Origin of the sequence: Burkholderia aenigmatica, from assembly GCF_902499175.1 — a bacterium.
GTDB lineage: Bacteria > Pseudomonadota > Gammaproteobacteria > Burkholderiales > Burkholderiaceae > Burkholderia > Burkholderia aenigmatica.
Map to the genome: position 1 here is coordinate 98,647 of NZ_CABVQC010000012.1, position 26,527 is coordinate 125,173.

Annotated in this window: 28 protein-coding genes; 17 read left to right on the top strand and 11 right to left on the bottom strand. The window is 67.4% G+C overall.

What is annotated here, in order from left to right; all coding sequences use genetic code 11:
• The first annotated feature begins 28 nt into the window (after positions 1 to 28).
• Both fghA and BDO18943_RS11370 read left to right on the top strand, forming a co-directional pair.
• Positions 29 to 859, top strand: coding sequence for an S-formylglutathione hydrolase (gene fghA / locus BDO18943_RS11365; RefSeq protein WP_175022369.1), 831 nt, complete (start codon positions 29 to 31; stop codon positions 857 to 859).
• Between the two features lie 18 nt (positions 860 to 877).
• On the top strand, positions 878 to 2,185 hold the full coding sequence (locus BDO18943_RS11370) for an NAD(P)/FAD-dependent oxidoreductase (RefSeq protein ID WP_175022370.1): 1,308 nt from the start codon (positions 878 to 880) through the stop codon (positions 2,183 to 2,185).
• Between the two features lie 172 nt (positions 2,186 to 2,357).
• On the opposite strand, the gene BDO18943_RS11375 is transcribed toward BDO18943_RS11370, so the two are convergent.
• A complete protein-coding gene (locus BDO18943_RS11375; RefSeq protein ID WP_175022371.1) occupies positions 2,358 to 2,990 on the bottom strand; it encodes a LysE family translocator in 633 nt (210 codons plus the stop codon).
• A gap of 599 nt (positions 2,991 to 3,589) precedes the next feature.
• Here BDO18943_RS11375 and BDO18943_RS11380 point away from each other — a divergent pair.
• From BDO18943_RS11380 to BDO18943_RS11410, 7 genes are all read left to right on the top strand, one after another.
• Positions 3,590 to 3,913, top strand: a complete 324-nt coding sequence (locus BDO18943_RS11380; RefSeq protein WP_021162626.1) for a hypothetical protein — start codon at positions 3,590 to 3,592, stop codon at positions 3,911 to 3,913.
• 69 nt (positions 3,914 to 3,982) lie between these two features.
• The gene (locus BDO18943_RS11385) at positions 3,983 to 4,216 is read left to right on the top strand and encodes a hypothetical protein (RefSeq protein ID WP_175022372.1); all 234 of its coding nucleotides are present in this window, start codon (positions 3,983 to 3,985) and stop codon (positions 4,214 to 4,216) included.
• Positions 4,213 to 4,758 (top strand): hypothetical protein, encoded by a 546-nt coding sequence (locus BDO18943_RS11390; RefSeq protein ID WP_175022373.1) that lies wholly within the window; start codon positions 4,213 to 4,215, stop codon positions 4,756 to 4,758. The genes BDO18943_RS11385 and BDO18943_RS11390 overlap by 4 nt, the downstream gene beginning before the upstream one ends.
• 104 nt (positions 4,759 to 4,862) lie before the next feature.
• On the top strand, positions 4,863 to 5,348 hold the full coding sequence (locus BDO18943_RS11395; protein ID WP_175022374.1) for a hypothetical protein: 486 nt from the start codon (positions 4,863 to 4,865) through the stop codon (positions 5,346 to 5,348).
• Positions 5,349 to 5,590: 242 nt separating this feature from the next.
• A complete protein-coding gene (locus tag BDO18943_RS11400) occupies positions 5,591 to 7,054 on the top strand; it encodes a PepSY-associated TM helix domain-containing protein (protein WP_175022375.1) in 1,464 nt (487 codons plus the stop codon).
• A 38-nt stretch (positions 7,055 to 7,092) separates the two neighbouring features.
• Positions 7,093 to 9,210, top strand: coding sequence for a TonB-dependent receptor (locus tag BDO18943_RS11405; RefSeq protein WP_175022376.1), 2,118 nt, complete (start codon positions 7,093 to 7,095; stop codon positions 9,208 to 9,210).
• Between the two features lie 111 nt (positions 9,211 to 9,321).
• On the top strand, positions 9,322 to 9,771 hold the full coding sequence (locus tag BDO18943_RS11410) for a hypothetical protein (RefSeq protein ID WP_175022377.1): 450 nt from the start codon (positions 9,322 to 9,324) through the stop codon (positions 9,769 to 9,771).
• Between the two features lie 124 nt (positions 9,772 to 9,895).
• Here the strand turns inward: BDO18943_RS11410 and BDO18943_RS11415 are convergent, their stop codons facing one another.
• The 6 genes from BDO18943_RS11415 to BDO18943_RS11440 all read right to left on the bottom strand — a co-directional run bounded on the left by BDO18943_RS11415 (position 9,896) and on the right by BDO18943_RS11440 (position 14,407).
• The gene (locus tag BDO18943_RS11415; protein ID WP_175022378.1) at positions 9,896 to 10,204 is read right to left on the bottom strand and encodes a DUF6587 family protein; all 309 of its coding nucleotides are present in this window, start codon (positions 10,202 to 10,204) and stop codon (positions 9,896 to 9,898) included.
• A complete protein-coding gene (gene feoB, locus BDO18943_RS11420) occupies positions 10,201 to 12,060 on the bottom strand; it encodes a ferrous iron transporter B (RefSeq protein ID WP_175022379.1) in 1,860 nt (619 codons plus the stop codon). Before feoB ends, BDO18943_RS11415 begins: the two co-directional genes overlap by 4 nt.
• Entirely contained in the window at positions 12,057 to 12,308 is a 252-nt protein-coding gene (locus BDO18943_RS11425) for a FeoA family protein (protein ID WP_031402528.1), read from the bottom strand. The genes feoB and BDO18943_RS11425 overlap by 4 nt, the downstream gene beginning before the upstream one ends.
• A 166-nt stretch (positions 12,309 to 12,474) precedes the next feature.
• The gene (locus BDO18943_RS11430) at positions 12,475 to 12,639 is read right to left on the bottom strand and encodes a hypothetical protein (protein ID WP_175022380.1); all 165 of its coding nucleotides are present in this window, start codon (positions 12,637 to 12,639) and stop codon (positions 12,475 to 12,477) included.
• A gap of 232 nt (positions 12,640 to 12,871) precedes the next feature.
• Positions 12,872 to 13,093 carry a copper resistance protein CopC gene (locus tag BDO18943_RS11435; protein WP_260865390.1) on the bottom strand — a complete coding sequence of 74 codons (222 nt, stop codon included), beginning with the start codon at positions 13,091 to 13,093 and terminating at the stop codon, positions 12,872 to 12,874.
• Positions 13,094 to 13,162: 69 nt separating this feature from the next.
• A complete protein-coding gene (locus BDO18943_RS11440; protein WP_175022381.1) occupies positions 13,163 to 14,407 on the bottom strand; it encodes an NADH:flavin oxidoreductase/NADH oxidase family protein in 1,245 nt (414 codons plus the stop codon).
• A 77-nt stretch (positions 14,408 to 14,484) separates the two neighbouring features.
• Between BDO18943_RS11440 and BDO18943_RS11445 the strand changes: the two genes are divergently transcribed.
• From BDO18943_RS11445 to BDO18943_RS11455, 3 genes are all read left to right on the top strand, one after another.
• Positions 14,485 to 14,949, top strand: coding sequence for a MerR family transcriptional regulator (locus BDO18943_RS11445; RefSeq protein ID WP_175022382.1), 465 nt, complete (start codon positions 14,485 to 14,487; stop codon positions 14,947 to 14,949).
• 113 nt (positions 14,950 to 15,062) lie between these two features.
• Positions 15,063 to 15,761 (top strand): hypothetical protein, encoded by a 699-nt coding sequence (locus tag BDO18943_RS11450; RefSeq protein WP_175022383.1) that lies wholly within the window; start codon positions 15,063 to 15,065, stop codon positions 15,759 to 15,761.
• A 198-nt stretch (positions 15,762 to 15,959) separates the two neighbouring features.
• Complete coding sequence (locus tag BDO18943_RS11455; RefSeq protein ID WP_175022384.1) at positions 15,960 to 16,280, top strand: DUF1330 domain-containing protein; 321 nt, start codon at positions 15,960 to 15,962, stop codon at positions 16,278 to 16,280.
• A 19-nt stretch (positions 16,281 to 16,299) separates the two neighbouring features.
• Here the strand turns inward: BDO18943_RS11455 and BDO18943_RS11460 are convergent, their stop codons facing one another.
• Entirely contained in the window at positions 16,300 to 17,136 is an 837-nt protein-coding gene (locus tag BDO18943_RS11460; RefSeq protein WP_043178578.1) for an NAD-dependent epimerase/dehydratase family protein, read from the bottom strand.
• A gap of 70 nt (positions 17,137 to 17,206) precedes the next feature.
• Here BDO18943_RS11460 and BDO18943_RS11465 point away from each other — a divergent pair, with 70 nt between their 5' ends.
• Positions 17,207 to 18,310 (top strand): LacI family DNA-binding transcriptional regulator, encoded by a 1,104-nt coding sequence (locus tag BDO18943_RS11465; protein ID WP_175022385.1) that lies wholly within the window; start codon positions 17,207 to 17,209, stop codon positions 18,308 to 18,310.
• A 102-nt stretch (positions 18,311 to 18,412) separates the two neighbouring features.
• Here the strand turns inward: BDO18943_RS11465 and BDO18943_RS11470 are convergent, their stop codons facing one another.
• The gene (locus BDO18943_RS11470) at positions 18,413 to 19,705 is read right to left on the bottom strand and encodes an MFS transporter (protein WP_175022386.1); all 1,293 of its coding nucleotides are present in this window, start codon (positions 19,703 to 19,705) and stop codon (positions 18,413 to 18,415) included.
• Positions 19,706 to 20,025: 320 nt separating this feature from the next.
• Between BDO18943_RS11470 and BDO18943_RS11475 the strand changes: the two genes are divergently transcribed.
• Together BDO18943_RS11475 and BDO18943_RS11480 are read left to right on the top strand one after the other, a co-directional pair.
• On the top strand, positions 20,026 to 21,504 hold the full coding sequence (locus BDO18943_RS11475; RefSeq protein WP_175022387.1) for a DNA-3-methyladenine glycosylase 2 family protein: 1,479 nt from the start codon (positions 20,026 to 20,028) through the stop codon (positions 21,502 to 21,504).
• Positions 21,501 to 22,034: a methylated-DNA--[protein]-cysteine S-methyltransferase gene (locus tag BDO18943_RS11480; RefSeq protein WP_175022388.1), complete on the top strand. Its 534-nt coding sequence runs from the start codon at positions 21,501 to 21,503 to the stop codon at positions 22,032 to 22,034. Before BDO18943_RS11475 ends, BDO18943_RS11480 begins: the two co-directional genes overlap by 4 nt.
• 19 nt (positions 22,035 to 22,053) lie before the next feature.
• Here the strand turns inward: BDO18943_RS11480 and BDO18943_RS11485 are convergent, their stop codons facing one another.
• Complete coding sequence (locus BDO18943_RS11485) at positions 22,054 to 22,872, bottom strand: AraC family transcriptional regulator (protein ID WP_175022389.1); 819 nt, start codon at positions 22,870 to 22,872, stop codon at positions 22,054 to 22,056.
• Positions 22,873 to 22,949: 77 nt separating this feature from the next.
• On the opposite strand from BDO18943_RS11485, the gene panB reads away from it, so the two are divergent.
• The gene (panB, locus tag BDO18943_RS11490; protein WP_175022390.1) at positions 22,950 to 23,807 is read left to right on the top strand and encodes a 3-methyl-2-oxobutanoate hydroxymethyltransferase; all 858 of its coding nucleotides are present in this window, start codon (positions 22,950 to 22,952) and stop codon (positions 23,805 to 23,807) included.
• Between the two features lie 5 nt (positions 23,808 to 23,812).
• Here the strand turns inward: panB and BDO18943_RS11495 are convergent, their stop codons facing one another.
• Positions 23,813 to 24,304 carry an Lrp/AsnC family transcriptional regulator gene (locus tag BDO18943_RS11495; RefSeq protein WP_175022391.1) on the bottom strand — a complete coding sequence of 164 codons (492 nt, stop codon included), beginning with the start codon at positions 24,302 to 24,304 and terminating at the stop codon, positions 23,813 to 23,815.
• Between the two features lie 156 nt (positions 24,305 to 24,460).
• Between BDO18943_RS11495 and glmS the strand changes: the two genes are divergently transcribed.
• A complete protein-coding gene (gene glmS, locus BDO18943_RS11500; RefSeq protein ID WP_175022392.1) occupies positions 24,461 to 26,290 on the top strand; it encodes a glutamine--fructose-6-phosphate transaminase (isomerizing) in 1,830 nt (609 codons plus the stop codon).
• The last annotated feature ends 237 nt before the right edge of the window (positions 26,291 to 26,527 follow it).

Below are 26,527 nucleotides of genomic sequence, written 5' to 3' on the forward strand. Positions count from 1 at the left end.
GCTATTCGTTTTAATACCGGAGAACAACATGGAACGCGTCGAACATCACGCCAGCTTTGACGGCTGGCAGGACGTCTATCAGCATGAATCGAAGACGCTGGGCTGCACGATGAAGGTCGGTATCTACCTGCCTCCGCAGGCGCAGCACGGCAAGGTGCCGGTGCTGTACTGGCTTTCGGGCCTCACCTGCACCGAGCAGAATTTCATCACGAAGTCCGCGGTTCAGCGCCATGCGGCCGAACATGGCATTGCCATCGTCGCACCGGATAGCAGCGCTCGAGGCGAAGGCGTTGCGGATGATCCTGCCTATGACCTTGGGCAGGGGGCAAGTTTCTACGTCAATGCGACACAGGCCCCTTGGTCAGCGAACTATCGAATGTATGACTACGTCGTGGAGGAGTTGCCTGCGCTGATAGAGGCCAATTTTCCCGTGACAGCGGAGCGAAGCATCAGCGGCCACTCCATGGGGGGACACGGCGCGTTGGTCATTGCCCTTCGCAATCCGGACCGCTATCGAAGCGTCTCGGCCTTCTCGCCGATCGTCGCCCCCACCCGGGTTCCGTGGGGCCACAAGGCGCTGGAGGCCTACCTGGGCAGCGACCGGGAAGCATGGATGCAGTACGACACCGTGGAGTTGATTCGCACCGTGCACGAGCGTTTGCCGTTGCTGGTGGATCAGGGCCTGGGCGACGAATTCCTGGAGAGCCAGCTTCAGCCCGACTTGCTGCGCAAAGCCTGCGACGAGACGGGGCATCCGCTCACGTTGAATCTGCGCCCGGGCTACGACCACAGCTACTACTTCATTGCCAGCTTCATTGGCGAGCATATGGCACACCATGCGTCAGCGCTGAAACGCTGAGCGAGAGGAGATCAGGTCATGATACGGACCGCAAAAAACCGACATCACGTCGTCATCATCGGAGCAGGCTTCGGCGGGATCGAGGCTGCCAACCAGCTTGCTGGTGCCGAGGTCGATGTGACGATCATCGATCGGCGCAATCATCACTTGTTCCAACCGTTGCTTTACCAGGTTGCAGGGGCGTCTCTCGCGACATCGGAGATCGCCTGGCCTATTCGCCACCTGTTTCGCAATCGCCCGGAAGTGAACACGTTGATGGCGGAAGTGGAAGGTATCGATCAGGACGCGCGCCAGGTCATTCTCAGCAATGGATCGAGGCAAAACTACGATACGCTCGTGCTCGCGACTGGCGCTACCCACGCCTATTTCGGACATGACGAATGGGGGGCTTTCGCGCCGGGGTTGAAGACGCTGGAAGATGCCACGACCATTCGGGGCCGAATCCTCGCGGCCTTCGAGGAGGCCGAGCGCACGAGCGATCCCCTGCAGCGTGCCGCGCTGCAGACGTTCGTCATCATCGGTGGTGGTCCCACCGGCGTTGAACTGGCCGGAACCATCGCCGAGCTTGCACGAGACACGCTGGCGCGTGACTTCCGCTCAATCGATCCGAGTACGTCGCGTGTCGTGCTGATCGAGGCTGGCCCGCGCCTGTTGTCCGTCTTTCCGGAGGATCTTTCGGCCTATACACGCCAGGCGCTCGAAAAGCTCGGGGTCGAGGTCGTGCTGGGTACGCCTGTCACCGAATGCTCGGCAAACGGCGTGGTGTATGGCGGCAAGCCCCTATCGGCCAAGACCATCGTCTGGGCCGCCGGCGTCCAGGCGTCTCCCGCCGCCCGTTGGTTGGGTGCTGCGTCTGATCGTGCCGGTCGAGTGGTCGTTCGCCCTGACCTGACGGTCGCTGGTCACCCGGAGGTCTTCGTCATCGGCGATACGGCGTCCTGCACCATGGCCAACGGGAAACCCGTGCCGGGCATCGCTCCGGCGGCCAAGCAACAAGGCAAGTACGTCGCCAATCTCATCGGACGCCGCTTGAAGGGCGAGCCCGTTGACGCGCCCTTCAAATACCGGCATCAGGGGAACCTGGCAACCATCGGCCGCAGCTTGGCAGTGATAGACATGGGGCGGGTGAAGCTGCGTGGTTCCTTTGCGTGGTGGATCTGGAAGCTCGCGCATATCTACTTTCTGATCGGTACGCGAAATCGCCTCAGCGTCGCGTTGAGCTGGGTGTGGAACCACAGCATCGGCTACCGGGGCGCTCGCATCATCATGCATGCGAGCACCGACGAGAATCCCACGGTGTTGGACAAATCCGCCTCCCTGGATTGAGAGGGTCAACGTTACCGGAACGTCAAAGCACGAAAATCAAAGCCCCCATCCCGCGCACCGCTGGCTCCGACAGACGATCGTGTCGCTGTTCACGCGCCCGGCGGAGCAGCCGGGCAGCACGGCGCGCCCGGCCACCCGGCGCGCCGCCCGCTAGATGCGCGGGCGTGTCGCTTTAGACATTCGACACCAGCAGCCTGATCCCGGCCACGCCGAACACGACGGCGAGACACGCTTCCATCGCGCGCCGGCCGCGCACGTACAGCCGGCGCGCGCCGTCCATCGAGAACACGAGCGCATAGCCGCCGAACACCAGGCACCCGATCGCAAGGCAGCCCGGCACGACCGCGCCATGCGACGCACCCGCGCCGTTCGACGACAGCGCGACGATCGACACCCACACGAGGATCGCTTTCGGATTGGTCAGGTGCAGCATCGCGCCGCGCACATAGAAGCGCGACAGCCGCTGCTCGCCCGCCGCGTTCAGCGACGCTGCCGCGTTGCCCGACAGCGCCGTGCGCCCCGACTTGAACGCGAGCCACAGCAGGTACACCCCGCCGAAGAGCTTGATCGCGACCAGCAGCTTCGACCACGCGAGCAGCGCGGCCGACACGCCGAGCGCCGCCACCGTCGCCCAGAACATCGACCCGGAAATGACGCCGAGCGCGAACGCGAGCGCCGCCTTGCGGCCCTGGTTCGCGGCGACCGACATGATCGCGAGATTGCTCGGCCCGGGGCTGGCCGTACCGATGAAATAGGCGGTGTAGGCCAGCAACAGGTTGGCCGAGAAGAAGGCGTGGACGCTCATGTCGAACCTCGCAGGGATGATCGGGAGATTGTTGGCAAACGCGCGCCGCCTGCCCATGGACAATTGGCCTGTAATTCGCTGGGCCAGTTGCCAGTTGGGCGGTCGCGCAACCGGATCGCAGCCGGCGAATCCGTCTCGTTTTTGAAACACTCGTCACATTCCCCTGCGGTTTTTGCCGACCCTGGCGGCCGTCCCGTCCCACCGCGTCCGGCCGGCCGAACGCTTGGCAGGCGCAGGCGGCACGCACGGGCCGCCTCGTTTCGTCGATCCGGCGAGGCACGCGCCGCGCAATTTATCCCGCCGTTACGTTACATCCGTGAAGCATTTCGCCTCGCCGCACCGCCCGCCGTACCCGACATGCATCGCGCCGCGCATGTCGATGGCCGCCTCGATCACCTCCGCCCCCCAGTATCGGCGGGACTCGCCGCCGCGCGCCGCAGCGCGGCTCAGCCCTGCTCGACAATGGTCTCGCGGCGCTGGTACGGAACCTGCATTCCATTCGGGGGACAGCCGCGCCGTTCATCGCGCGGACACGAATCCACCCTCGGGCGCACCCACCGGATACGCCCGATCGATCCGCGCAAGCAACGAGGCCCTTCATGGATGCGCTGCCCAATTCGTCCGACACGTCGTTCCAGCTCTTTCTCGCGAAGCTGCTCGAACAGCCGTTGCCCGACTGGACCGAAAAACAGCAGATGGAACTCGAGATGGCGCGCTCGCTGTCCACCGAAATGGTCCACCTCGCCGAGGACATGCGCGGCCGCACGCCCGATCTCGCGCGCTGCCTCGTGCTGCTCCGCTACGCGAAGGTGCTCGACTTCATGCTGACGTCGCTCGCCGCGCACCGCGACATTCATCCGCAGACGCTGCGCACGCTGTTCCGGCTCGCGAACCTGAAAGTCGACGATGCGTATCCGGCCTGAGCCGGCACCATGCAGCGGCGGCCGCGGCAGCCCTGCCCGATCCGCGCGCATGCCCGATGACCTCGCCGCATGAGCATCAGGAACCGGAAATCCCGGCTGGCCGGCGCACTCGGCGTGTTCGTGAAGCGCTACGGGCGCAAGGCGCAGAAGCATCACGACCCGAACGACCGCCGCTACGATCACGACGTCGAGCGCACGATGCTGCGCTTGTCGCCGGCCGACCTCTCCGATCTGCTGGCCGACGCTGACGCCAGCGCGGACGACGCCGAGGCCGGTTTCGCCGAGGTGAGACGCACGCCGTGAACGCTGCCGACTTCGACCGGATCTGGCCGGCCATCTGCGAAACCCCGGCCTGGTCCGTGACGAAAGGCCAGGGCAGCTTTCTCACGTTCGAATTCGGGCAACCCGCGCTGCATGTCAGGGAGCCGATCGCCGGCTCGCGCGGCCTGTCCGCGGCGGCACGCGACAGGCTCGCGTCGCGGCACGTGACGGTCACCGGCAACGGGCATCTGTGGATCTGCTACTGCCATTGGTCGATCGCGCTCGACGGTCACGAGCTCGCGCACAGCGAATCCCGGTCCGGCGACATCGCGGCTGCCGCGCAACGTCTCGACGGGCAGATCCTGCAATCGGTCGCGCCGCGTGCCCAGCCGGGTTCGTGGGCGTTCGACTTCGACCTCGGCGGCCAGTTGACGACCTGGCCCTACGGCGACGACCCGGCGGACGAACAGTGGCACCTCTACGACCGGCGCTCGGGCAACGTGCTGACCGCCCGCGCGGACGGCACCTGGTCGTATGGCCCGGCGAACGCGCCGCCCGGCAGCGAATCGTGCGGTTCCGACTAGCCGCCGCGGACACGCCCGTTCGGCTGCTACAGCACGCCGGGCCGATGCCGCGCATCAGCGTGACGACCGGCCCCGCCCCGCAAACGGAGGTACAATCGCGCGCCATGAACGCACTTCGCCGCTTCCTGCTCCGGCACGGTGTCGCGCGACAGCTTCTGTGGGGATTCCTCCTCGTGACGCTGCTGTCCCGTGCGCTGATGTCGGGTGCCGTGATGCTCGATCCGGAAGGTCCGGATGCGGGCTCGGTGGTGCTGTGTTCGGGCCGCGGCCCGCTGATCGTCAACGTGGCCGCGCTGGCAGTCCGTTTCGATGCCGGCGCGCCGATCACACCGGCCAACGATGCGCTGGCGCTCGCCGATGCGCTCAAGCATGACGCGCATGCCGACAACACGGCATCGTCCGGAAACGGCGACAGCCTGTGCGCATTCGGTGCCGCGCTGTTCACGGCGCTGGCGTCGTTCGTATTGCTGGTGTTGCTGTTTCCCGCCGCCGCGCCGCGGCGCTTCCGGATTCACTTCGACAGTATTCCCTTCGTGCGATCGATCTTCGACGATCGCCCACCTTCCCGCGCGCCTCCTCTGTTCTGCTGACGGTTCCGCCCAGCGGCTCGTGCACGTCGATGTGCATGGGCCTGCACGCCATTCGTCTCATACGACCTGATTCAAGCGTTCACCCGCCTGCCCGCATCGCGCGGGCGACGCCGTCATGCGCCCCGCCTGCGCGTGGCGCCGCGCCGCCCGTTCCATCGATGCGCGCTGGCGGGCGCGACGCACGTTGACGTCCGCCGGCCCGCGCCGGCGTGGCCGCTCAACGAACACGAGGAGCTGACACCATGTCGACCACCGTCGAGCGGGCCATCTCGCCCGCCCAATCCGCCCACGCCGGCTACCGGACGCTCTGGCGCTGGCACTTCTATGCCGGCCTGTTCGTCATGCCGTTCCTGGTGGTCCTCGCGATCACCGGAACGCTCTATTGCTTCCAGCCGCAGATCGAGCCGTTGCTGTATCCGCACCGGCTCGTCGTCGAGCCGCGTGCCACGCCGCGACTCGATCCCGACGCGCTGCTCGCGAACGCGCGCACCGCGATGCCGGCCGGCGCGACGCCGGTTTCCATGCAGGTCTCGACCGCGCCGGACCGCAGCGCCGAATACGTGTTCCGGCTGCGCGACGGCAGCCGCGAGAGCGTGTACGTGAACCCGTACGACGGCAGCGTGCTCGGCACGCTGAGCGTCGAGAACCGCTTCATGCAGATCGACCGGATGCTGCATCGCAAGCTGCTGCTCGGCAAGACGGGCGAACTGCTGATGGAGCTCGCCGCGTGCTGGACCTTCGTGATGATCGGCACCGGCATCGCGCTGTGGTGGCCACGAGGCGCTGCGCGCGTCGCGCAGGCGCTGCGCCCCGACCTGTCGCTGCGCGGCCGACCGCTGTGGAAGAACATTCACGCGACGGCCGGCATCTGGCTCGCGGCCGGCACGGTGGCATTCATCCTGACGGGGCTGCCGTGGTCGGGCTCGTGGGGCAAGAATTTCAAGGCGCTGGCCGCGACCGTGAACCTCGGTGCGCCGGAAGGCGCATGGGGCGGCGGGTCGGTGCGCTCGACCCGCCCGGGTGCCGCTACGGCGCCCGCGCCGGCCCAGGCCGCGGCGCCGGCCGGCCATCACCACGCATCCGGCGAATCGATGCCGGGAATGGTGATGGACGACCTGCCGTTGCCGCAAACGCCGTGGGCAGTCGGCAACGTGCCCGTCCCGCATTCGCCGTCGGCACCGACGCCGGCACCGCTGCCGCCGGCCCGCGCGATCGCGATCGTCGCGGGCGTCGGCGTGACGAGCGGCTACACGCTCGCGCTGCCGTCCGGCGCGGACGGCGTGTTCACCGCGTCGTACTTCCCGGACGACCCGAAGGCCGAGCGAACGATCTACATCGACCAGTACAGCGGGGCCGTCCTGAAGGACATCCGCTATGAGGACTACGGCGCGGTCTCGCGGGCCGTGTCGTACGGCACGTCGCTGCACATGGGCCGCTACTTCGGGCTGGCGAACCAGATCGTCTGCGCGGTGCTGTCGCTCGGGCTCGCCGCGATGGCCGTCACGGGTACCGTGATGTGGTGGAAGCGCCGCCCGGCCCGCAAATTGGGCGCGCCGTCGCGCGAGCGCGGTGCGCCGCCGATGCGCGGCTGGATCTCGGGGCTCGTCCTGCTTGGCGTCGTCTTTCCGCTGATGGGCGCGACGATCGTCGCGGTCTGGCTGGTCGACCGCCTGCTGTTCGGCCGTGCGGCACGCGCGGCAGCGTGATCGCGAAGCGATTCCACCGATTCGAAGGATAACGAAACATGAAGTTCAGATTGATGCTGCCCGCCGCGTTGCTCGCGGCCTTCGCGCCGGCAGGGCAGGCACAGGAAAGCGACGCCGGAAGCACCGGCGCCACGCTCGCACCGATTCGCGTCAACGCCCAGAAAGCGACGCCGCTCACGCAACCGCTCGACACCGGCAGCCGTCTCGGGCTGTCGTCGCTCGAAACGCCCGCGAGCGTCGAGCAGCTCGACCGCAAGACGCTCGACACGCGCGGCGACAGTTCGATCGTCGACGCGGTGAGCCGCGCCACCGGCATCAGCGCATCGCCGCACCCCGGCAACGGCGGCTCGGAGCTCGGCGCGCGCGGCTTCGTCGGCGCGTCGTCGGTCACGCAGCTCTATGACGGCGTGCGCCCGTACGGCGCGATCGGCATCACCTTTCCGTTCGACACGTGGTCGGTCGACCATATCGACGTGCTGCGTGGCCCGGCTTCGGTGATCTACGGCGAAGGCGCGATCGGCGGTGTCGTCAACATCGTGCCGAAGAAGCCGACGCGCGGCGCGATCCAGAACGAGCTACAGGTCGGCGGCGGCACCGAGGGCACGGCGCGGGCCGCGTTCGGCAGCGGCGGCGCGATCAACGACAAGCTGTCGTACCGCTTCGACATCAGCGGCAACCGCTCGTCGAACTGGGTCGACCGCGGCAATTCGCGCAACCTGTCGATCTCCGGCGCGCTGCGCTACGACGTGACAGCCGACTTGTACGTGACGGCGTCGTATGCGCAGGGCTTCCAGCATCCGATGCAGTATTTCGGCGTGCCGCTCGTCAACGGCGCACGCGATCGCGCGCTCGACAAGAAGAACTACAACGTCGGCGACAGCGACATCGCGTTCCGCGACAGCTGGGCGACGGTGTCGGCGAACTGGCAGCCGAGCGACAGCCTGAACGTGACGAGCACGCTGTACCGGATGAAGAGCAACCGTCACTGGAAGGATGCCGAGTACTACACGTACCTGCCGTCGACCGCGCAAGTGCGGCGCAGCAGCTACACGGAGATCTTCCACGACCAGGAGCAGTACGGCAACGTGACGGCGGCCACCGTGAGCAGCGCGCTGCTCGGGATGCGCAACACGTTCTCGGCGGGCTTCGAGTTCAATCACACGACGTTCCAGCACGACAACAACTCACCGTATTCGGGCACGTCGACGGTCGATCCGTTCAACTTCGATCCGGGCAGCTTCATCAACACGGCCGGCACCTATCCGAAGTACCGCAGCCAGTCGAACCAGTACGCGCTGTTCGCCGAGAACCGGCTGGAGATCACGCCGCGCTGGTCGGTGATCGGCGGGCTGCGCTACGACCACGCGAGCGTGAACCGCGACGATCTCGTGAACGGTGGCGCGTTCACGAAGATGTTCGCGAACACCGGTTGGCGCATCGGCACCGTGTACGACGTGCAGCCCGGCCTCGCGGTATACGGCCAGTATTCGGTCGCGGCCGATCCGATCAGCTCGCTGCTGTCGCTGAATGCGTCGAAGGCGAACTTCACGCTCGCGACCGGCCGGCAGATCGAGATCGGCGTGAAGCAGTCGTTCCTCGGCGGCAAGGCGGAATGGACGCTGGCCGCCTACCGGATCGTGAAGAGCAATCTCCTGACGGCCGATCCGCTGAATCCGAACCAGTCGATCCAGGTCGGCCAGCAGTCGTCGCGCGGGCTCGAGGCGACGGTCGGCGCGGAGATCGCGAAGGACTGGCGCGTCGACGCGAACGTGTCGATCCTGCGCGCGAAATATGACGACTTCCAGCAGACCTCCGGCGGCACGACGGTCTCCCGCGCGGGCAACGTGCCGATATCGGTGCCGCAGCGGCTCGCGAACCTGTGGGTGAGCTGGCGCTTCGCGCCGGACTGGACGGGCATCGCGGGCGTCAAGTACGTCGGCAAGCGCTTCGCCGACACCGCGAACCAGCTCGTGATGCCGTCGTACACCACCGTCGACCTCGGCCTCGCGTGGAAGCCGCGCAAGGACACGACGATCACCGCGCGCGCCTACAACGTGTTCAACCGGCGCTTCGTGCAGTCCGCGTACTACAACGAGACGCAGTACCTGCTCGGCAACGACCGGCGGCTCGAAGTGCTCGCGAACTACCGGTTCTGACGCCGCGCGACCCGGCCCCACGCCCGCGCGGCCGATCCGCCGCGGCGGACGAGCGAGCGGGCGGGCCGGGTCGCCCCGCGGACACGTTCAATCGAAACAGGAGAATGCCGGATGGCTACGATGGCGTGGCACTACACGGTCATGCTGCACTTCGAGTCGATCATCATGAGCGAAGTGATCATGCCGAACGCGCTCGACATGGCGCCCGAAGCGAAACCCGTCGCCTGGTTCTCGCGCAATCCCCACTGGGAGAAGATGGCCAACCGGCGGGCGATCGATCCCGTGACCGGCGATCGCGTGACATTGACGATGTGGCAGACGCGGCAGGCCGGCGGCGGGCTGGTGCGCTTCGGAATCGATGCGACGAAGCTGCTTCACGACCAGACGCTCTGGCAGCGCGCGCGTGTCGATGATGCGGCGCGCGACGCGCTCGTCACGGAGGGGGTGCGGCAGGGTGCCGACCCGCTCGAGTGGTGCGGATCGGTGAAGCCGGTGCCGGTCGAGCGGCTCGTCATCGAGTCGCTCGACGATACGTACCGGTGGCAGGCGTTCAAATGGTAGGCGGCCGCCGTGCACCCGACGCGTTGCGCACGCTATCGCGACGGCCGGCTCCGCCGGAACTCGACGAGGAATGCGATGGCCAGACCGTTGCCTGACCGGGCTATCGTGATCCTCGCCGCGCCCTTCAGTCTCTCACGCGCGAATGGAACCTGAGCGGCTGTTCGTCCGACGGCGCGGGTGCGCCGCCGGTGTCGCAGGCGCCGCAGGTGCTGCAGCCGTCGCCGCAACCGGCGCTCGCGGGCGCCGAGCCCGGCATCAGGCGCGTGCCGAGCCAGCGCAGCGCGCGCGGCCGGCCCGGCCGAGACAAGGCGAGCGCGGCGGCGCGCTGACCGCGCGCCGCCAGTTTCGGCGCGAGCTTGCGGAACATGAAGAGCGCGCTGGCGGCGACCAGCACCGCGATCGCCGCGTATTGCCAGGCAAGGGCCGCGCTCATGTCAGCGCCCGCGCGATCTGGTAGGTGACGAACGACGCGGCATACGCCATTACGAACATGTAGCTGAACGAGATCGCGACGTTGCGCCACGAACCCGTCTCGCGGCGAATCACCGCGAGCGTCGACATGCATTGCGGCGCGAACGCAAACCAGGCCAGCAGCGACAGCGCGCTGGCGACCGAGAAGTTGGCGGCGAGTGCGTGGCCGACGCTCGCGATGTCGGCGTCGCCGCCGCTCACCGCGTAGACCGTCGCAAGCGCCGCGACAGCGGTTTCGCGCGCGGCGAACGCGGGGATCAGCGACAAGCTGATCTGCCAGTTGAAGCCGAGCGGTGCGAACACGTATTGCAGGCCGCGTCCCATGTAGCCGGCGAACGAATAGTCGATCGCGGGGCCGACCGCGCCGGCCGGCGGCGACGGGAACGTCGAGATGAACCACATCAGCACGGTCAGCGCGAGAATCACGCCGGTCAGCCGCTTCATGAAGATCGAGCCGCGCTCCCACAGGCCGATCGCCACGTCACGCATGCGCGGCAGGCGATACGACGGCAGCTCCATCAGCAACGCGTGCTCGCCCTGCGGGCCGCGCACCTTCTTCATGATCCAGCCCACCAGCACCGCGCCGCCGATGCCTGCCGCGTACAGCACGAACAGCACGACGCCCTGCAGGTTGAAGATGCCCAGCACGCGCTGCGACGGGATGAACGCGCCGATCAGCAGCGCGTACACCGGCAGGCGCGCCGAGCACGTCATCAGCGGCGCGACGAGGATGGTCGCGAGCCGGTCGCGCGGGTCGGTGATGCTGCGGGTGCCGAGCACGCCGGGAATCGCACACGCGAAGCTCGACAGCAGCGGAATGAACGAGCGGCCGGTGAGCCCGACCGACACCATCATCCGGTCGAGCAGGAACGCGGCACGCGGCAGGTAGCCCGACTCCTCCAGCACCAGGATGAACAGGAACAGCACCAGGATTTCCGGCAGAAAGCCGAGCACGGTGCCGAGGCCGCCGATCAGCCCGTCGGTGACGAGGCCGCGCAGCGGCCCGTCCGGCAGGTGCGCGCCAGCCAGTGTGCCGAGCCACCCGAAGCCGTCGCCGATCGCGTCGGTAATCGGCTTGCCGATCGAATACACGGCCTGGAACACCAGGAACATCACGGCCGCGAGAATCACGAGCCCGAGCACCGGATGCAGCGCCCAGCGGTCGATTCGATCGTCGCGGATGTCGGTGGCGCGCGGCATCACGACGGCGGCCGCGAGCAGCGCGCGCACGCGCGTGTGGATCGCATCTGGATCGGCCGCGTCGACCGCGGCCGGCTGGTCGGCCGGTGCCGCGGGCGGGTTCGCGACGGCGCGGTCGAGCACGTCGACGAGCCGGCTCGCGCCGCCGCGCCGCACGGCCACCGTCTGCACGATCTGCACGCCCAGCTCGCGCGCCAGCACGTCGACGTCGATCCTGATGCCGCGGCGTTCGGCCGCGTCCATCATGTTCAGCGCCAGCACGACCGGCCGGCCGAGGCGCTGGACTTCGAGCACGAAGCGCAGGTGCAGGCGCAGGTTGGTCGCATCCGCCACGCACACCACGAGATCGGGCGGCGCTTCGCCCGGGTGACGGCCGAGCAGCACATCGCGCGTGATGCGCTCGTCGGGGCTCGTCGAATCGAAGCTGTACGCGCCCGGCAGGTCGAGCACCTGGATCTGCCGGCCCGACGGCCCGACAAAACGTCCCACCTTGCGCTCGACGGTGACGCCGGCATAGTTCGCGACCTTCTGCCGGCCGCCGGTCAGCTGGTTGAACAGCGCGGTCTTGCCGCAATTGGGGTTGCCGACCAGCGCAATACGCAATGCCGTGGCGCTCATGACTGGCCGCCCTCCTGCACGCTCACGCTGACACGCTCCGCTTCGGCGCGGCGCAGCGCGAAGCGGGTCGAGCCGACCTGGATCAGCAGCGGATCGGCGCCCCACGGCCCGCGCGCCACGACGCGTACCGGCTCGCCGCGCACGAAGCCGAGATCGCGCAGGCGCTGGGCGATGGGGTCGTCGGGCCGCGCGTCGTCGACATGGTCGACCAGGGCCGGCGTGTGTTGGGTCAGATTCGAGAGGCGCATGGCGGGGAGAACGCTACGGAAGAAAAATGAAAATCGTTCTCATTATAAGTGGCGAGGGACAATCGCGACGCGAAGGTCGGCCCGACCTTGTTCGACCGCGAGGTGCAATGACTGTGAGGCCGGCCCCGGCGCGAGGCCCCGGCTGGGTGCGGCCACGGATGCCGCCTCAGGGCGAGCCGGCGGTCGGCGCTGTCTGGCCGAGCACTGCGGCGAGCACGAGCGCCGCGAACATGACGGCGGCCTCGGCGCCGAGCACTGCGTCGAAGTGCCGCTGCGCGGCGGGACAACCGGAATCGTGCTGTTCGGCGCGCATGCGCAGCACAGGCAGCACGACCATCCGGTTCCAGCCGCCGAGCAGCGGCGCGCACTCGACACACGCGAGCAGGCCGCGAGCACGTGGCCCAACCCCAGCCCGAGCAGCCTCGCGCCCGTGAGCGCCGTCTCCCGCCGCACGTTGTAGAACCCCGTGACAAGCACGACGGCGAACGCGCCGGTCGCGACGGCAAACAGGAGGCCCTGCCCGGCCGCCAGCGCGCTCTGCGCGTCGACGAGCGCGTCCGCCGTCACTTCACCATGAACGCGTAGTGCCCCTGCGTGCGGTGGCCGTCGAGCGCAACGGCCACCCATGCCACCGTGTAGACGCCCGGCGTCAGCGGGTTCAGCGCGACGGACATGTGCTTGCGGTTCGACGCGTCGACTTCGGCTTTACCGTTCGTGATGGCGTGGCCCTGCGCATCGGTGACGGCGATCGAGCTGAACGCGGGTTCGATACTTCGGAAAGTCATCCGAAATGATCGAGCCTCGAAACGACCCGCCAGGGGGCGGGGCGGTCGATGCAGCCCCGCGCGCACACGTCACGCACGCGTGCCTGCCGCGCGCCCCGCCATCCACTTCCGGTAGCGCCGCGTCTGGCACTGCGCGGCCATTTGCTGCCTGACCAGCGCACGCAGCGGCGACACCTGCGGGTGCGTGCGGCGGCCTTCGCTGAGCCGCGTCAGCTGGAACTTGACGACGGCCATGTTCGCCAGCGCGCCCAGCGCCTTGTTCTTCCAGCGAATCGGTTCCAGCACCGGCGCGCTGTCCTTGCCGGCTCGCCAGTCGCGCGGCAGGTTCGGTTCGATGGACAGCGCGGTCGCGATGCCGACCATCGCCACACCGCTGTCGACCACCTGCTCGGCAACCGCGCGGCGCCGGATGCCGCCCGTGACCATCAGCGGCATCCGTGCGACGTCCGTGATGTCGCGCGCGAATTCGAGGAAATACGCTTCTCGGGCCAGCGTGCGCCCGTCGCGTGCCTCGCCCTGCATCGCCGGCACTTCATAGCTGCCGCCCGACAGTTCGACGAGATCGACGCCGAGCGGATTCAGCAGTTCGACCACGCACTTCGCATCGTCCGCGCTGAAGCCGCCGCGCTGGAAATCGGCCGAGTTCAGCTTGACCGCGACGGCAAATGCCGGCGACACCGTCGCGCGCACGTCCCGCACGATATCTAGCAACAGGCGTGCGCGATTCTCGATGCTGCCGCCCCATTGATCCTGCCGGCGGTTCGTCAGCGGCGACAGGAACTGGCTCAGCAGATAGCCGTGCGCCGCGTGAATCTCCACGCCGGTGAAGCCGCTCCGCTCCGCGAGCTGCGCCGCGCGCACGAAGCGCTGCTGCACATCGGCGATGTCGGCTTGCGTCATCTCCTTCGGCACCGGGAACTGCTTCGACAACGCACCGAGCGCGAGCGGCACGGCCGACGGCGCGAGCGTCGTCTGGCCAAGCGCCGCCTGCATCTGGCGCCCCGGGTGATTGATCTGCATCCACACGTGCGCGCCGCCCGAGCGCGCCACCTGCGCCCAGCGGCGGAAGCGGTCGAGATGCGCATCGCTCTCGAGCACGACGCCGTTCGGCCCCGTCATCGCGCGGCCGTCCACCATCACGTTGCCGGTCAGGATCAGGCCGACCTGGCCATCGGCCCACGCCTGGTACAGGCGCAGCAACGCGTCGGACGGTGCGTGGTTCGCATCGGCCATGTTCTCTTCCATCGCGGCCTTGGCCAGACGGTTCGGAATCACCGCCCCGTTGGGCAGTGTCAGCGGTGTAAACAGGTTCATGGAGGGCACCCTCGATTGACGATGCCCAACGATAACTTTAAAGTCAACTTTAAGGTCAAGCCCCTTTGGAGCACAGCATGAAAATCGGCGAACTGGCGCGCGCCAGCGGCATCGCGGCGTCGCGCATCCGCTTCTACGAAGCGAGCGGTCTGCTCGAACCGGCCCGTCGGCAGGCAAACGGCTATCGGGAATACGGGTCGGAAGCGTTGACGCGGCTCGCGATCATCGACCGCGCGCAGCGCGCGGGCTTTGCGCTCGACGAAATCCGCGCAGTGCTGCCGCCCGATCTCGGCGCGTGGCCGCGCGACGAACTGCTGGTCGCGCTGCGGCACAAGGTCGATGAAATCGCGCTGCTCGAACGGCGTCTCGCGCAGAACCGGCAACATCTGCAGGTGCTGATCGACGAGATCGAGAACAAGCCGGCGGGCGAGGATTGCGCGGGCGCCGCGCAACGGATGCTCGACCGGCTGTGCGCGCAGGCCGACGAGCCGCCGGCACCGGTGCCCGTGCCCGTCCCGCGGCCGACGCGCAAGCGCGCATGACTGGCTACACTGCGTCACCTGACGCACACACAACCTGCGCCGTGGCGAGACAAGACGACGCGTGCCCATCGGCTTCCGCCGCGCGACCTCATCCTCATCAAGTCCCGATCCGCATGACGATCCCCCGCATCAAAGGATGCCTCGTCGCCACGCTGCTGACGTTCGGCATCGGCAGCACCTTCGCCGCGACCTGCGGCGACACACCGGCTTCGATCCGCTGCCCGGACACCGCCGGCCTTCCAGGCGACATCGTCGCGCAGCTTCCCGCCGGCTACGAAGCGCTGGATGCCGCATCGGGGCGCCTGACCGACGGCGCCCGCATCGGCTATGTCGTCGTCGCGCATCAGCCCGACGATTCGATGCGCAAGGCATCGCTGCGTCCGCTGCTGATCTTCCTGCCGGGCAAGGACGGGCACTATCGGCTGGCGGCGCGCAACGACGCCGTGATCATGAAAGCCGACGAAGGCGGGATGGGCGACCCGTATCTGGACGGCGTGGCCGACAACGCGCTCACGATCGAACCCCGCACCTTCACGGTCGAACAGGGTGTCTTCGCGGGGCCGAGCCACTGGCGCGACCGCGTGACGTTTCGCTACGACGCCGCCCATCGCACGTGGGTGTTCCACCGCGAGGTCATGCGGAACTGGCGCCTCAACGACGCCCCGGACGGCGATGCGCTGAAGGCCGACCCGGTGCGCGTCACGCGCGCCAATGCGGCGAAAGCCGTCACGTTCGAAGCATGGCGGCCGCGTTACTGGTGCGATTCGGTGGAGCGGCGCGACACCGATCCGGTTTGCAGCAAGCCGCATTGACTGCAACGCGGCGTCACGGCTGACGATGCAGGCGGGTAAGCGGTACCGTGCTGCACGCGCGATGTGGCTGTCGGCACGCGCGGGCGCCCTTCCCCGGCCGTGCAGCTTTGATTACGTCGCAGGTAATCGACGCGCGCCGCCCGCGCCGCGATCATGGCTCCATCGACGCACGAACCGCATCACGCCAAGGAGCCCACCATGACCGCGTACGCCATCGCCCACCTGCACGACGTCGAGATGTGCGACGACATCGTCGAGTACCTCGATCGCATCGACGGCACGCTTGCGCCGTTCGACGGCCATTTCGTGATTCACGGCGCGCGGCCGGAAATACGCGAAGGCGTATGGCGCGGCGACCTGATCGCGATCGCGTTTCCCGATCTCGACACGGCACGCACGTGGTACGAATCGGCTGCGTACCGGCAGATCCAGCCGCTGCGCGCCCGACATGCGAGCGGCCCGCTGATCCTGATCGACGGCGTCGACGAACCGCACAAGGCGACCGACATCCTGCGCTGATCGGCCACGCCGGCGGCGCTTACGACGCGTTGCGCTCCATCGGCTCGCCGACGACGAACCCGCCGCCCTGGAACCGCTGCGCGGGATCGTCGTAGTCGGCGGTCGGCGCCGTCACCGGGAACAACCCGGCGAACTGCTCGGAGCTGTCGCGCGGGCGGAAGCCGAGAAAGCCGGCCTTCGTGTTGTCCCACCACTTCACCGGGTTGTCCGACGCGCCGTACACGATCGCGTGCCCGACGCGGTTCGTCAGCAACGAACAGCGCACCAGCTCGATGAAGTCGCGATAGCTGAGGAACGTCACGAGCATGCGCGGATTCTTTGGCACTTCAAACGATGAGCCGATCCGCAGGCACACCGTCTCGATCCCGAAGCGGTCGAAGTAGTAACGCGACAGCGATTCGCCGAAGCACTTCGTCACGCCGTACAGGCTGTCGGGACGCAGCGGCGAATCGGCGTCGAGCACTTCCGTGACCGGATGGAAACCGATCGCATGATTCGAGCTCGCGAACACGACGCGCTTCACGCCGTGCTTGCGCGCGGCTTCGTACAGGTTGTACGTGCCGGTGATGTTCGCGCCGACGAGATCGTCGAACGGCGCATCGACCGAAATGCCGCCGAGATGGACGATCGCGTCCACGCCGTCGACGAGCTGCATCACCGCGGCCCGGTCGGCCAGATCGACGACGCGGGTTTCTTCATGCGCGGCCGCGTCGCCGAGCGTCGCGATGTCGCTGACACGCACGACGTCGGCCCAGTCGGCGAGCGCGCCGCGCAACTGGCGGCCGAGGTTGCCGGCCGCGCCCGTCAGCAGCAGGCGCCCGAACGGTTTGCGCGTGCCGGTGGATGAGGCGTTCATTGAATCTCCTTGAATTTGACCGAATCGGAAAACGTTTTCCAACTATACGCGGGAGCGTCGCCGAACGTCAATGGCCGAACCCGTTCGCAGCCATCCGCACTTTCCCGATATCGCCGCGTGGCCGCGCGCACCCTTTTTCTGCCACAATCCGGCGTTATCGAACGAAAACGTTACCCTTCCGATGAAAAAAGTTTCCCCGACGATCCGCGACGTGGCGGCGGAAGCCGGCGTGTCGGTCGCGACGGTATCGAAGTACGTGAACGGCACGCAGCGCTTCTCGCCGACCGTCGAGGCACGGCTCAAGGAATCGATCGAGCGTCTCGGCTACCGGTCGAACCCGCTTGCACGCTCGATGATCACCGGGCGCACGCGCACCATCGGCCTCGTGATCCTCGACATCAGCAACCCGCACTTCACGAACGTGGTGAAGGGCGCGAACCGCGTCGCGCTACAGCATGACTACACGCTGCTGCTCGTCGATACCGAGGAGAACCAGACGCGCGAACGCTCGCTGATCGAAGCACTCGCGCAGCGCGTCGACGGGCTGATCGTCAGCACGCGGATGCCGGATGAAGAAGCCGGCTGGATGCTCGACCTCAACAAACCGCTCGTGCTGCTGCGTCGCAGCCCCGGCCTGCCGATTCCGAGCGTCGGCATCGACAACCGGCTGTCGACCTACATGCTCGCGCGTCACCTGCTCAATCTCGGCCACACGCGCATCGCGTATCTCGGCTTCGGCACCGCGCGCGTGAACGACGAGCGGATCCAGGGCGCGCGCGACTGCCTCGCCGAAGCCGGGCTCACGCTCGACGTGCACGATGCGCATGCGCCGACCGCCGAAGCCGGCGAACGCGCGTGCTCGCGCGTGATGCTCGGGCCGCAGCGCCCGCAGGCCGTGATTTGCTACAACGACCTGATCGCGCTCGGCTTCATGAAGGAAGCCGCGTCGCTCGGCTTCCGGCTGCCGCAGGATGTGTCGGTCGCGGGCATCGACAACGTGCCGTACGGCGAATATGCGGCGCCTGCGCTGACGACCGTCGACATCCAGAGCGAGAACATGGGCGAGCTCGCGATGCAGAAGCTGATCGACGCGCTCGCGGGGCGTACCGATGCGAGCTATTCGACGTTCGAGCCGCGGCTGATCATGCGCGCGTCGACGGCCGCGGCCGGCTGAGCGCCCCGCGTCGAGCCTTCAAAAGAAAACGCGCCGCCCAAGGGCGGCGCGTTCGTTTGCGGACAGGCGATTACACGATTGAGCGATTAAGCGATCGCCTCGTCACGCGTCGAGCTGCGCGGGCTTCATCTTCGGCGTGAGCATGTGCATCACGCCCAACGCGATCAGGTAGGCCGACGCGCCGATCGCGAACAGCACCCAGTAGTGGCCCGTGCGCTGCAGCACCTGGCCGATCACTTCCGAGAACAGCACGCCGCCGATCGAACCGGCCATCCCGCCGATCCCGACCACCGATGCGACCGCGCGGCGCGGGAACAGGTCGGACGCCGTCGTGAACAGGTTCGCCGACCAGCCCTGGTGCGCGGCGGCGGCGAGGCCGACGATCAGCACCGCAGCCCACAGGCTCTGCACCTGCGACACGAATGCGATCGGCAGCACGCAGCACGCGCAGATCAGCATCGCCGTCTTGCGCGCGCCGTTCACGCTCCAGCCCGCGCGCAGCAGCATCGACGACAGCCAGCCGCCGCCGATGCTGCCGACCGTCGTCAGTGCATAGATGCAGACGAGCGGCAGGCCGATGTGCTGCATGTCCATCCCGCGCGATTCGTTGAGCCACTTCGGCAGCCAGAACAGGTAGAACCACCACACCGGGTCGGTCAGGAACTTGCCGATCAGGAACGCCCACGTCTCGCGCTTGCGGATCAGTTCGCCCCAGCGCGGCGCACCGGCGTTCGCGTTCGCCGCGTCGAGCGCTTCCGCTTCGTCGCGCGGCTCGTCGTACTCAGCGGCGAGCGCGCGCGTATCGGCCTGGCGATAGAACACGAGCCACACCGCGAGCCACACGAGGCCGATCGCGCCGATGATCACGAACGCCGCGCGCCAGCCGTAGGCCACCGCGATCGCCGGGATGATCGCCGGCGCGAACACCGCGCCGATGTTCGCGCCCGAGTTGAAGATGCCGGTGGCAAGCGCGCGTTCGCGGCGCGGGAACCATTCGGCCGTCGTCTTGATCGCGGCCGGGAAGTTGCCGCCCTCGCCGATCCCGAGCAGCGCGCGCACGAACGCGAAGCCCATCACCGAGCCGACCGCCGCGTGCAGCATCGCGGCGATACTCCACACCAGCATCGCCAGCGCATACGAAATGCGTGTGCCGAGCCGGTCGACGATGCGCCCGAAGCCGAGCAGGCCGAGCGCATAGAACGCGGAAAACGCCATCACGATGCGGCCGTACTGCACCTGGCTCCAGCCGATGTCGTGCTGGAGCATCGGCGCGAGCAGGCCGAGGATCTGCCGATCCATGTAGTTGATCACGGTCGCGAAAAACAGCAGCGCACAGACGGTCCAGCGGTAGCGGCTGGCGGCAGCGCGCACGACGCCGACGACGGCAGATTGCATGAATGTCTCCGATACGCGGCCGCGCCCGTCGCGCCGCACGATGTTCGTTGACCGGCGACCGGCGCCGGGGCGGACGGTTGCGCGCTGTCGCGCGCGGCCGATTCCGCCGATCAATCTGGAAAACGTTTTTCAAAGGATAGGGCGTGTGCCGGCGCCCTGTCAGTCGGGGATTTCGATGAGTCATCTCAAATTGGTCGTGGCAAAAGAGACGACTGTTTCGCCGCGTGGCATTAACCGTTTTTCCCGGATTTTCCTGACGGGCGCCCACGGGTGCGGCAACCGATACACATGTCCGATTCCAGCCAGAACCGGCGGCCGGGATGGTTTACAGTCGTCCCATGCTCCTCGATCCCGACACCTGCTACGACGCCCTGCTTTCGCGGAACCGCCGCTTCGACGGCTGGTTCTTCGTCGGCGTGGCGACGACCGGTGTGTATTGCCGCCCCGTCTGCCCAGTGAAGCCGCCGAAGGCCCAGAACTGCAGCTACTACCCGACCGCCGCGGCCGCCGAGAAAGCCGGCTTTCGACCCTGCATGCGCTGCCGCCCGGAGCTCGCGCCCGGCCACGGGCTGCTCGACCTGTCCGGCAATCTCGCCGACGCGGCCGCCACGCTGATCGAGGACGGTTTTCTGAACACCCATTCCGTCGACGCGCTCGCACAGCGTGTCGGGGTGACCGAGCGCCATCTGCGACGGATCTTCGGCACGCAGTTCGGCGTGTCGCCGGTCGAGTTCGCGCAGACGCACCGGCTGCTGATGGCCAAGCGGCTGCTGACCGATACCGCGCTGCCGGTGGCCGTCGTCGCGTCGACGGCCGGGTTCGGCAGCGTGCGGCGCTTCAACGACCTGTTCCTGCAGCGTTACGGCCTCAATCCATTGCGGCTGCGCAAAGGGGCCCGTGGATCGGCCGATGGCGACATGACGTTTCCGCTGCCGTACCGGCCGCCGTTCGCGTGGGACGACCTGATGCGCTTTCTCGCGCAGCGGCAGATCGATGGGGTCGAGCGGATCGATGCGCAGGGTTATGCGCGTGTCGTCGACATGCCGACCCGGAACGGCAACGGTGAGAACGGGCGCGTCGCCGGCTGGCTGTCCGTCACGCACGTACCGCAGCGCTTCGCGCTGGCCGTCACCGTATCGCCCACGCTGACGCCGGTCGTACCGGCCGTGCTCGCGCGCGTGCGGCGGCTGTTCGATCTCGACAGCCGTCCCGACGTGATCGACGCGCATCTCGGCGAACTCGCGAGCGGCGCGCCGGGCCTGCGTGTACCGGGCGCGTTCGACGGCGTCGAGATTGCGATCCGTGCGATCGTGGGCGAACGGCTGGCGGCAGCGCATGCAGGCACGCCGGTGCTGGCGCGCATCGCCGAACGTTTCGGCTCATCGGCGGAAGGCGCGCCGCCGGGCCTCACGCACGCGCCGCCTTCCGCCGCGACGCTGGCCGCCCTGCCGCCTTCCGCCCTTGAAACGATCGGCATCGCGCGCGACGCCGCACAGGCGATCGTGTCGCTCGCCCGCGCAGTCGACGACGGCACGCTCGCGCTCGAACAGGTAGCGCCGCTCGACGCGACGCTGGCCGCGCTGCGCGCGCTGCCCGGCTTCGACGAACGCGCGGTGCAATACGTCGCGATGCGCGCGATGGCCTGGCCGAATGCGTTCCCGGCCGACGACGCGTGGCTTCCCGCCCGCACCGAACGCGCCCGTATGCCCTCATCTGCGCCACATGCGGCGCGCTGGGCGCCGTGGCGCGCGTATGCCGCACTGCACGTGTGGCGCCTTCATGGAGATGTGTTGCGATGACTCCCGCTCACCTGATTCCGAGCCCGCTGGGCGACATCGCCGTGCGCATCGAGGACGATGCGCTGACGGGCCTCTACTTCGTCGGCCAGAAATACTTCCCGCCGGTTGCGATCGTGACCGAAGCGGACGCGCGCGCGATGTCGCCGCTTGCGCGCAAGGTCGCGGAAGAAGTCGCCGAATACTTCACCGGCACGCGCGAGACGTTCTCGGTGCCGATCCACTTGCGCGGCACTGCGTTTCAGCGACGTGTCTGGAGGGAGTTGCTCGCGATTCCGTTCGGCGAACTCGTGACGTACGGCGAGATCACCGAGCGCGTCGGGTTGCCGATGAGCGGCGCGCGCGCAGTGGGCGGTGCGGTCGGCCGGAACCCGGTGTCGATCATGGTGCCGTGCCATCGCGTGGTCGGCGCGTCGGGCAGCCTGACCGGCTATGCGGGCGGCATCGATCGCAAGCGCGCGCTGCTGTCGCTCGAAGGCGCGGGGTTCGAGCGCGGTGCTCATCATCCGGTGCAGCAGGCGCTCGCGTTCTGAGTAGCGTTAAGCGACCGCGTCACGCGCTCAGCACAGGCCGGCGCGCTTCACGCTTCGCATACGCGCCGGGCGTCACGCGGAATTTCGCCTGGAACAGCGCGATGAACGACGACGTCGAGTCGTAGCCCAGTTGCGCGGCCACCGCGCCGATCGGCTCGCCGGCATCGAGCAGCGGCAGCGACGCAAGCAGCCGCACCGCCTGCCGCCATTCGGTGAACGACAGCCCCGTGTCCTGCCGGAACAGCCGCGACAGCGTGCGCCGCGTCGCGCCGACCTGATGCCCCCAATCGTCGAGACTGCGCGTATCGCCGGGAAACGCATGCAACGCACGCGCGATTTTCAGCAGACGCGGATCGCGCGGCAGCGGCACCGTCAGCGGCGCCTGTCGCATCCGCGCGATCCGGTCGGCGATCAGGCAGACGAGCGCCCCGTCCGGCCCGGTCTCGTCGTAGTTCACCGGCAAGTCGGCCGTGGCGATCACCAGCTCGCGCAGTAGCGGCGTCATGCTGAGGATCGCGCAATCGTCGTGCACGTCGTCGCGCGCGATCGCTGCATCGAGATACAGGCTGTGGAACGCGACGCAATCACGCGTCGACACCGCATGCGGCACGTGCGGCGGAATCCACATCGCATAGTGCGGCGGCAGCAGGTGACGGCCCGACGGCGTCGACACCTCGAGCACGCCGCTCGTCGCATACATCAGCTGCGCCCATGGATGACTATGCGCGTCGACATTCGCGTTGCCGGGAATCTCGAACGCACGCACGAACAACGGCCTCGGCAGGCGCGCCATCGGCGGCACCGCGTAAGGGTCACCCGGTTGTCCCGCCAGCAACATAAGATGTCCTCCGAAGGTCATTGCACGAACGAGCGCGATGCTACCGTGGCGGCTCTTCTTTCACACGGCTTCCGTTCATGAGCGCTCATACCCGCACCACCCGCAAGACCGTCACCGCGATCCGATCGACCAAGGGCATCGGCAGCCTCGTGTCGCTGACCGCGTATTCCGCACCGATGGCGAAGCTGGTCGACGAGGTGGCCGACGTGATCATCGTCGGCGACTCCGTCGGCATGGTGCTGTACGGGATGCCCGATACGCTGCGCGTCACGCTCGACATGATGATTGCACACGGTGCAGCCGTCGTGCGCGGCGCCGCGCAGGCGTGCGTCGTCGTCGACCTGCCGTTCTCGACCTACCAGGAATCGCCCGCGCAAGCGTATCGCTCCGCCGCGCGCCTGCTCTCCGAAACCGGCGCGCAGGCCGTGAAGCTCGAAGGCGGCAGCGAAATGGCCGACACGATCCGCTTCCTGACCGAGCGCGGTATCCCGGTGATGGCGCACGTCGGCCTCATGCCGCAGCAGGCCAACGCGATGGGCGGCTTCCGCGCGCAGGGCATGGACCCGCGTTCGGCCGCGCAGGTGTTCGACGCCGCGTGCTCGGCCGAACGGGCCGGCGCGTTCAGCGTTGTCGTCGAAGGCACTGCCGAAGCGCTCGCGCGCCATATCACCGAAACACTGACGATCCCGACCATCGGCATCGGCGCATCGCCCGCGTGCGACGGGCAGGTGCTCGTGACCGAGGACATGATCGGCGCATTCGATGCATACACGCCGCGCTTCGTGAAGCGTTATGCCGATGCGAATGCGGTGATGCGCGATGCGATTCGTCAGTACGCACACGACGTGCGGCAGCGTGTGTTCCCGGACCCCGCGCATTGCTTCGGGTACGGCAAGCCGCTGCAACTGGTGGACGTGGCCGACGCGACTGCGTGATCGCACTACGCGCGCGTGCGCATCGCATGCGCAACCCGCGCGTTCGCTTCGAATTTCGCGCGATGTGTCGAGAAGAACGTCCGCACGTTGCGGACGTTCGACGCGCCGGTGAACAAGCGTCGCGCGAATTCGTCGTATTCGGCGACGTCGGCCAGATCGGCCACCACGACGAAATCCGGCCCCGGCGACACGCGATAGCACTGCGTGACGGCCGGCTCCGCGCACACGTACGCTTCGAACGCGTCGTAGTCTTCGGCTGTCTGCCGGTCGAGGCTGATCTCGATCAGCGCGGTGACGGCAGTGCCGATCGCCACCGGATCGAGCACCGCGACCTGCCGGCGGATCACGCCGGCCTCCATCAGCCGCCGCACGCGGCGCATGCAGGTGGGCGGCGACGACAGCGCGCGCTCGGCCAGTTGCAGGTTCGATACCGACGCGTCGTCCTGCAGGATCGCGAGGATGCGCAGGTCGAGATCGTCGAGGGTGATGCCGGCCATCGGCGGCTCCTTCCGGTCAGGACGTGAAATTTAATTTCAACATGATAGACGATCTGCCATTCATTTCATTTGTAATTGTATTTTGAAATTTAATTCCATTTAGGCCGCTCTACCATCGCTCTCACTGATCCAGACAGGACATTTACGGAGCGCGATATGTGTGGAATTGTCGGGGCGGTCGCCCAGCGGGACATCCTGCCGAACCTGGTCGACGGGCTGAAACGGCTCGAATACCGCGGCTACGATTCGTGCGGCGTCGTGGTCTACCGCGACCGGGCGCTGGCGCGCGCCCGCAGCGTCGACCGCGTCGCGAACCTGCAGCGCGAGATCGCCGAGCAAGTGCTGTCGGGCTACACCGGCATTGCGCATACGCGCTGGGCCACGCATGGCGCGCCCGTCACGCTCAACGCGCATCCGCACTTCTCGCCGAGCGACGCCAATGCGCGCATCGCGCTGTCGCACAACGGGATCATCGAGAACTGCGATCAACTGCGCGCGGAATTGCAGGCGCATGGCTACGTGTTCGCGAGCCAGACCGACAGCGAGGCGATCGCGCACCTGATCGACCACCTGTATGACGGCGATCTGTTCGATGCAGTGCGGCGCGCGGTCGCGCGACTGCGCGGCAGCTATGCGATCGCGGTGATGTGTCGCGACGAGCCGCACCGGATCGTCGGCGCGCGCGACGGGATGCCGCTCGTCGTTGGCGTCGGCGAAGGCGAGAATTTTCTGGCGTCCGATGCGATTGCGCTGTCGGGGATCACCGATCGGATCGCTTACCTCGAGAACGGCGACGTTGCCGATATCCAGCTGCATCGCTACTGGATCGTCGACGCGGCCGGCCAGCGCGTCGAGCGCGCGGTGCAACGGGTCGCCGCGCATAGCGGTGCGGCCGATCTCGGGTCGTATCGCTACTACATGCAGAAGGAGATTTTCGAGCAGCCGCAGGCAGTGGCCGATACGTTGCTCGATGTGTCTTCGATCATGCCGGAGCTGTTCGGTGACGGTGCGTGGCGGGTTTTCAATGACGTCGATTCGGTTTTGTTGCTCGCGTGTGGTGGTAGCTATCACGCGGCGCTCACGGCGAAATACTGGATCGAGAGCATCGCGAAGCTGCCGGCCAGCGTGGAAATTGCCAGCGAGTTCCGGTATCGCGACAGTGTGCCGAATCCGCGCACGTTGGTCGTCGCAGTGTCGCAAAGCGGCGAGACGGCCGACGTGCTCGGTGCGGTGCATGTCGCCAAGCGTATCGGGATGATGCATACGCTCGCGATCTGCAACGTCGCGACGAGTGCGTTGATGCGCGAATGTGCGCTGCAGTTCGTGACGCGTGCGGGGATCGAGATCGGGGTGGCTTCGACGAAGGCTTTTACGACGCAACTCGTTGCGTTGTTTCTGCTGACGTTGTCGCTTGCGCAGGTGCGCGGGCGGTTAAGCGACGACGAGGAGAAGGAACATCTGCGTGCGCTGCGGCATCTGCCCGATGCGATGTCGAAGGTGCTCGCGCTCGAGCCGCAGATCATGGCGTGGTCGGAGCTGCTCGCAAGGCGCGACAACATGCTGTTTCTCGGGCGCGGGATGCATTATCCGATCGCGCTAGAGGGCGCGCTGAAGATGAAGGAGATTTCGTATATTCACGCGGAGGCTTATCCGGCTGGGGAGCTGAAGCATGGGCCGCTGGCGCTCGTCAGCAACGAAATGCCGGTGATTGCGGTCGCGCCGAACGACATGCTGCTCGAGAAGCTACGGTCGAACATGCATGAGGTCAGTGCGCGGAATGGCAAGCTTTTTGTGTTTGCGGATGTGGACTGCGGTTTGGTGCCCAGCGAGGGGATCGAGGTGATTCGGCTCAATGAGTACTACGGGCCGCTTTCGCCGATTCTGCATACGGTGCCGATGCAACTGCTCGCGTATCACGCTGCGTTGGCAAGAGGGACGGATATTGATAAGCCGCGGAATCTGGCGAAGTCGGTGACGGTGGAGTGAGGGTCTCCGAATCAGCGATTCGGGTCGGGCATGACAACGCGCAGCGCGAGAAGTTTTCAGGAATGACTTGCCCGCATCGCAGCCGAGCAACGATCAGGCTGACGTCGCCCTGTTTCCGCAGCAGCACCATCCGGCCTGACGTTGCGGCACCGCCGTGTGCTGCGGCGTCACTCGCGACCATGCTCCCGCCGATACTCTGCCCGAGTCTTCCCCGCCAGCTCGCGGATATCGCGCGTC